A 6,089-nucleotide genomic window follows, 5' to 3' on the forward strand; every position below is an offset into this window, starting at 1 on the left:
ATCGGGCGGGCGGGTGGGAGGGACTCACTTTGTGGCGGGGGATTCGTTAATTTCGCTATAATATTCAACATGACATTAAAGGAGTGAGTCAAAATAGTTAGTGCAATAATCGCAGAATTCAACCCGTTACACAAAGGCCATGAGTCAATCTTGAATTTTGCGCGTAAACTCGGCGGAGTCGTCGTAATTCTCTCGTCAAATTTCACCCAGCGAGGCAGCCCGGCAATAATTAACAAATTTTCACGTGCTGAGATGGCTATAAAGTCCGGTGCTGATTTAGTAATTGAACTCCCTTTTTTGTATGCATGTTCGGCGGGTCAGGATTTCGCGGGGGGAGCTGTTGATTTAATTGCTAAAACGGGACTGGCTGACTCGATTATTTTCGGAATGGAAGATATAAATTTTGATGTTGACTCGTTAATTGCTAAAATATTTAATAACTCACAGGAATATAGCGAGCTCCTAAAAAATGAACTTGATCGGGGGGCTTCATTCAGTAAGGCAAATTCTATAGCAATGGGCAAAATTTACCCGGACAGCGGCGAATTTATTTCACGGCCTAATAATTTATTAGCGTTATCTTATATAATGGGTATTAAGGAAAATAATTATAACTTGCAAATAATACCGTTTGAGCGCAGGGGGGATTATTCAAGCAAGAAAATACGCGGTGATTTAAGCAAAAATTTATATATGCTGCCTGAGAGTTCACAAAAGATTTTGAGTGAAAGCGAGATTGCAGACGAGTCAAAATTATGGCCGTTATTACAAAATATTTTTATCAGGTCGGAGTCTCAAGAATTGCGGAAAATTTACGGGATTGACGAGGGGATCGAGAATTTATTTATTAAGCAATGGAGGCAGGCAAAAAATTTAGATGACTTTATAGGGCGGTGCGTCTGTGCTAGATATACGAGGGCGCATATAAGAAGGCGATTAATTTATATTTTGCTGGGACTTGAGAGAACTCACACAATCAGGGCATTACGTGAAGGCGTTCAATATGCTAGAGTGCTTGCGTTTAATTCACGGGGGCGCGATATTCTGAGAGAACACAAAAAAATTTCCCGCATAAAGATTATAACTAGACTGAAGGATGTACATAATAAGAATAATAACGAGACGGGAGAATATTTTGCTATGATAGAGAATAAAGCCTCACTACTATATGAATTATTATTAAATTCGCCTGATATGTCGCGAGAATCACAGAGAGTGCTACAATTCTAAATAAAAAATTTTTTCACTTGGAGGTATAAATTTATTTCATGGTAAGAACGAGAAAATTATACAAGATTATATTTTTCCTGATAGTGCTTGCATGTGCGTGTTATGGGTTATGGCCGAGATTTAATTTAGAACGCGCAAATAATAACGTTGCGATTTTAGCGGATTATCGAGAAATTACGGCACTGGCAAAAAATTCCGGGCTTGAAGTCGACTCGGCAATAAAAATTTTAGTCAATAACGGCATGACGGGCTTAATGGTAAGTGAACTCACAGGAGATAATATAGATCATGGACTCGGACAAGCTGAATTCAAGACGGCTCGCGACCCAGTGAACGGCACAGAGGGGACAATAATTTCAATAATGCCTGACAGTCCATATAAAAATTTGCTTAATGAGTGGCTGCGATTGAGATTCGCTATTTCTGATGACAAATTAGGCGCGGTGAAGATTCCCATGTCATTTAACGTGTTTAAGACTTCGGGGATAATTCCGGACATTGACGGACTCGAGGCGGCAAAGAGAAATAATCTTCCTATTTATTACAGGCCGGCACCTTCTCCGGGACATTTGGCGGACAGGGCTGCACTAATGCTCAGAAAAGTTAATGAATTATATAAATTGTCGGCATTTACTCCGGCGGGTGAAATTGTTTCAGGTTATCCCGATGTCAGCGCACTTGCTAAGACTGCCCATGATTTAAATTTGCCCGTTGCCCTTGTTGAGTTCTCGCGTCAAGTCGGTGAACCTGCTATGAATGCGCTTTCTTCACCGTTGTTAATTCCCCTTCATAGCGTTACAAATGACGAGATGACAGCGCGTAAAATATCCCGGTCTGCTTTACGTGAAAGACTTTTGCGGGCTGCTGTTGAGCGTTCAGTGAGATTCTTATTATTGCGAACTGCTCCGCCGAACTCGTCAGAATTCATATTTGAAGATTTTGCGCAGGAAGTGAAATTATTAGCAGAAGGACTCAGATCACACGGATTTAAACTTGCTTGGCCTGAACCTGTTTTCGCAAGTGTTAAGCTCGATACAAATATTTTTGCGGCTTTGGCTTTATCGGGAGTGTTATATTTCGCGCTGTATTCATATTTGACGAGAATGGGACTCGCTAATAATAATAAAAATTTCGTGATATTTATTATACTTGGCATAATTACGGCCGGAGCGATTTATAAATTTTCAGGAATTGCAAGACTCGCGGGTGCGTTTGCTGCTCCGTTAATTGCTGTAGAAGCTGCTTTAATTGCGATGGACTCAAACAGGGACAAAAATTTAATTCCTGCGTTCTTATTTGCGGTAATAAGCGGGCTTGCTTTGGCCTCGTTTTTCAGCGTTACAAGTTACATGCTTAGATTGCAGACTTTTTCGGGCGTAAAATTGACTCTAATATTGCCGCCTGTTCTTGTCTTATTGCATGATCTCAAGAAAAGAATACATCCCGAATCATTAATAAATTTTCTCTCAAGGCCGCCTCTATGGGGAGAACTTGTATTAATAGGCGTATTACTTGCTGCAGTGGGCTTAATGTTATTCAGGAGCGGTAACGTTGCATTTATACCGGGATTTGAGGCAAAATTACGCGAGACCCTAGAAAGAGTCTTAATTGCCCGGCCCCGCACTCGTGAGGTTTTCGTGGGTTATCCGTCATTGTTATTATTAAACTTTCTTTTCAGCAAAAATTTATTTGCACACTACCGCGAAATTTTTAGAATCGGCGTTGTATTAGGCTTCTCGACCGTTATAAATAGTTTCTGCCATTTCCATACGCCTTTGAGTTTGATTTTATTGCGGGAATTTAACGGACTTTGGACGGGCTTAATAGTCGGTCTTGCTGTAGTCTTGCTTGTGAAGTTCGTTATAATGCCACTATTAAAATTAATAAGGCCGTTAATCTCATGAGAAATTTTGCGGGGTGTTATTACGGAGTTTGCTATAAATTTGCGGGATTATTATATTTCGCTGTCAAAAATTTTTATGAACACTTCACCGCCCGTAATTCTTTATATGGAGTCGGCTCATGAGAAAATATAAAGCTGCTTTGCTGGGCTATTACGGATTTAATAATTTAGGTGATGACTTATTACTGCAGGCGAGTATAAATTTATTAGTTGACTCGGGAATCTCACGCGGAGAAATTATAGCATTCTCAAATAATCCTGATGAGACGGCGAAAAATTTTTATATCGAGTCAATAAATCGCTGGCATTACCGCGAAATTTGGCAGATTCTCAAAAATTGCGAGAGTTTAATATTAGGCGGCGGGGGACTCTTTCAGGATTCAACAAGTATAAAGTCTTGTATATGGTACTGGGCAATAATGAGGCTTGCGAACTTGGCAGGAACGAAAATTTTTGCGCTGGGGCAATCTATAGGCCCTCTTGAGTCAAGATTCGGGCGATTCTTTACCGGCAATGCGTTAAGACTGTGCGAATTTGTACACGTCAGGGATAATAACTCGCAGAAAATAGCAGAAAATTTTAATTGCAGGAATGTAATTAAGGGCTCAGATATTGCTTTGAGTCTAGTAAGAGAAATTACAGGCAAAATGACTCGTGATAATACGTGCTATATTGAGACAATCAGCGAATCTGAAGGCCTCCCGCAAAAATCACAGGAAAAACAAGAGAGAATGCTAATAAATTTACGTCCCTGCAAAAATCTTGACTCGTTCGTGAAAGTAATTCAGCCTAATATAAATAATTATCCCGGTGAAAAAATAGGAGTCGCCCTCTCACCTGAAGACGAGAACGCGCTGAAATATTTAAAACTTGACAAAATTATACGGGTCAAAAATTTTCATGAGGCCTGCGAGATTTGGCAAAATTCAAAAATTGCGCTGGGAATGCGTTTACATTTCGGGGTGTTATCGAGAATCTTTGCGACTCCTTTAGCGTTAATGCCCTATGACGTGAAAGTCAGCGAGTTCGCAAATGAGTCCGGAGTACCCTGCATAATTGACAAATGGGAGAATCCGTTAAAGCCGCGCGAAATTAATTTATTATATTATGATAAAATTTGCACATGGATAAACACAGAACTAACGAAATAGGATTAAGATATGTCGAGAGCTTGACACTTTATGAAGAGTACGCGAAAAGAATCCGGAATTTAATTCAGGATTTAGTCGAGCTTGAAGGAGTCGAATTTTACGCAATAGAAGGCTGGGCAAAGAGTCCGGCGGATTTGCTGCGGACACTGACGACTATAGACGAAAGCGATTTAACAGGAATTGACCTCGTAACAGTAAGAGTCTTGCTGCGATTCCCTGAAGACGTGCTGAAAATTGAAGAGTTAATAAAGACAGAATTTGATATTGACCCGGCTCGTTCTGTACCATCAAGCGGCTTAGAAGATCCCTTCAGATTCGGCTATCCTGCAGTAATATATATTTTGTCGCTTTCTGAGTCACGTGCTAATTTGAGAGAATGGGCGAAATATAAAGATTTGAGCTTCAGGCTCGAATTACCCACGATGTTACAGGAGGCATGGGCGACGATATTCCCGCGCGTTAATCGAACTGTAGGGGCGATCTCGGAGAAAAAATTGACTCGTGAACTTGTTTTGTTAGCCGGTTTGCTTGAGACTGCTGATAAAGGATTCTTAAATTTGCGCAACGAGATAAAAGACGAGTCCGTGTTAATCCCTCCCAGTAATAATAACAATAAGCAGCAATCAATCGACGCAGAAAAATTATTTACAGACGAAGACTTGTATAATTTATTCAGGGAAGATAATAATATTCTCGCAAAATGGAACGCAGCAGCAATTGAGGCAGGATTCCCGGAATTCACACCGGATTCAAAATATCTGCGTGAGAGCTTTAATTATTTATGCAGCATTTTACGAGCGGCGGGGCTTGATACTATTTCAGAAGTTAAAAAATTTCTCGCTGATATGGAAATCGATAATAAAGGCCTTCAGCAATTACGGACTATTCATGACACTTTCAAGCAAGATAATAAAAATTGGCGTATGGATCCATTCTCGGCGTTGTTCCTGCTCGTGCTAAATTTCAAGTGGGACGATCTCAAGAATAAAGATTTAATCAAGCTCAACATCAAAAAAGGCTCAGACAGAATCACAGGAAATACAGGAGGAAATTAATTCATTATGAGAAGCATAATTTTATGGGCTATAGTCTCGTATATAATCGGCTCATTTCCGACGGGCTATCTAGTAACTAAATTATTTCACAAGGACGAAAACGGGAAGCGCGACGGGCTCGACATCCGCACAATAGGATCAGGGGCAATCGGAGCTACAAACGTCGGGCGTGCTATGGGCGCGGGCTGGTCATGGTTCACGGCTATTGTAGACATGCTCAAAGGCGCATTTGCGTTATTACTTGCTGCACATATTGCACCGGCTGAGTCGCAAAATTTAATCGCGGCGATTTCTGCACTTGCTGTAGTAGTCGGTCATAATTATCCGGTCTGGCTGAATTTCAAAGGCGGGAAGGGAGTCGCGACAACTTACGGGACATTATTTTTTATATGGCCGTATGAGTCATTTGCGATAGTGCTTTTATGCGGGGCGATCTGGTACGCTGTGAGATGGCTGACTCGTTATGTTTCTCTTGCGTCAATGTTATCACTTGCTGCCATGCCGCTGGGATTTGCAATGTTAAGCGCGCCTAAAGAGTTTATTATTTTGTCGGCAATACTTGCTGCGTTGTGCGTGTTCAGACACAGAAGTAATATAATGAGAATGATTCACGGAACAGAAGCGAAATTTACTCCCAAAAGCAAGAAATAAAATTTTTTCCTGCCGCCGTCTCCCACCCGCCCACCCCGACGGCGGCTTTGATTCATACACGCTTTATTGCTTCACTCAATCCAGCAAAAAACTCGTCAA

5 protein-coding genes are annotated in these 6,089 nt (G+C 41.0%); all 5 read left to right on the plus strand.

Going from position 1 to position 6,089, the window contains the following annotated elements; all coding sequences use genetic code 11:
- Positions 1–93: 93 nt before the first annotated feature.
- The 5 genes from IJS99_11075 to plsY all read left to right on the plus strand — a co-directional run bounded on the left by IJS99_11075 (position 94) and on the right by plsY (position 5,990).
- Positions 94–1,230, plus strand: a complete 1,137-nt coding sequence (locus IJS99_11075; protein MBQ7562349.1) for a nucleotidyltransferase family protein — start codon at positions 94–96, stop codon at positions 1,228–1,230.
- A 38-nt stretch (positions 1,231–1,268) separates the two neighbouring features.
- The gene (locus tag IJS99_11080; protein MBQ7562350.1) at positions 1,269–3,134 is read left to right on the plus strand and encodes a hypothetical protein; all 1,866 of its coding nucleotides are present in this window, start codon (positions 1,269–1,271) and stop codon (positions 3,132–3,134) included.
- A gap of 118 nt (positions 3,135–3,252) precedes the next feature.
- Positions 3,253–4,284 carry a polysaccharide pyruvyl transferase family protein gene (locus IJS99_11085; protein MBQ7562351.1) on the plus strand — a complete coding sequence of 344 codons (1,032 nt, stop codon included), beginning with the start codon at positions 3,253–3,255 and terminating at the stop codon, positions 4,282–4,284.
- Entirely contained in the window at positions 4,257–5,339 is a 1,083-nt protein-coding gene (locus IJS99_11090) for a RelA/SpoT domain-containing protein (GenBank protein ID MBQ7562352.1), read from the plus strand. Before IJS99_11085 ends, IJS99_11090 begins: the two co-directional genes overlap by 28 nt.
- A gap of 6 nt (positions 5,340–5,345) precedes the next feature.
- Positions 5,346–5,990, plus strand: coding sequence for a glycerol-3-phosphate 1-O-acyltransferase PlsY (plsY, locus tag IJS99_11095; GenBank protein ID MBQ7562353.1), 645 nt, complete (start codon positions 5,346–5,348; stop codon positions 5,988–5,990).
- Positions 5,991–6,089: the final 99 nt, after the last annotated feature.

The organism is Synergistaceae bacterium (assembly GCA_017444345.1).
Classification (GTDB): Bacteria; Synergistota; Synergistia; order Synergistales; family Aminobacteriaceae; genus JAFUXM01.

What these genes read in the sequence shown, in the direction of transcription:
- plsY (MBQ7562353.1), top strand. Translation starts at nt 5,346, where the DNA reads ATGAGAAGCATAATTTTATGGGCTATAGTCTCGTATATAATCGGCTCA.
- IJS99_11090 (MBQ7562352.1), top strand. Translation starts at nt 4,257, where the DNA reads ATGGATAAACACAGAACTAACGAAATAGGATTAAGATATGTCGAGAGC.
- IJS99_11080 (MBQ7562350.1), top strand. Translation starts at nt 1,269, where the DNA reads ATGGTAAGAACGAGAAAATTATACAAGATTATATTTTTCCTGATAGTG.
- IJS99_11085 (MBQ7562351.1), top strand. Translation starts at nt 3,253, where the DNA reads ATGAGAAAATATAAAGCTGCTTTGCTGGGCTATTACGGATTTAATAAT.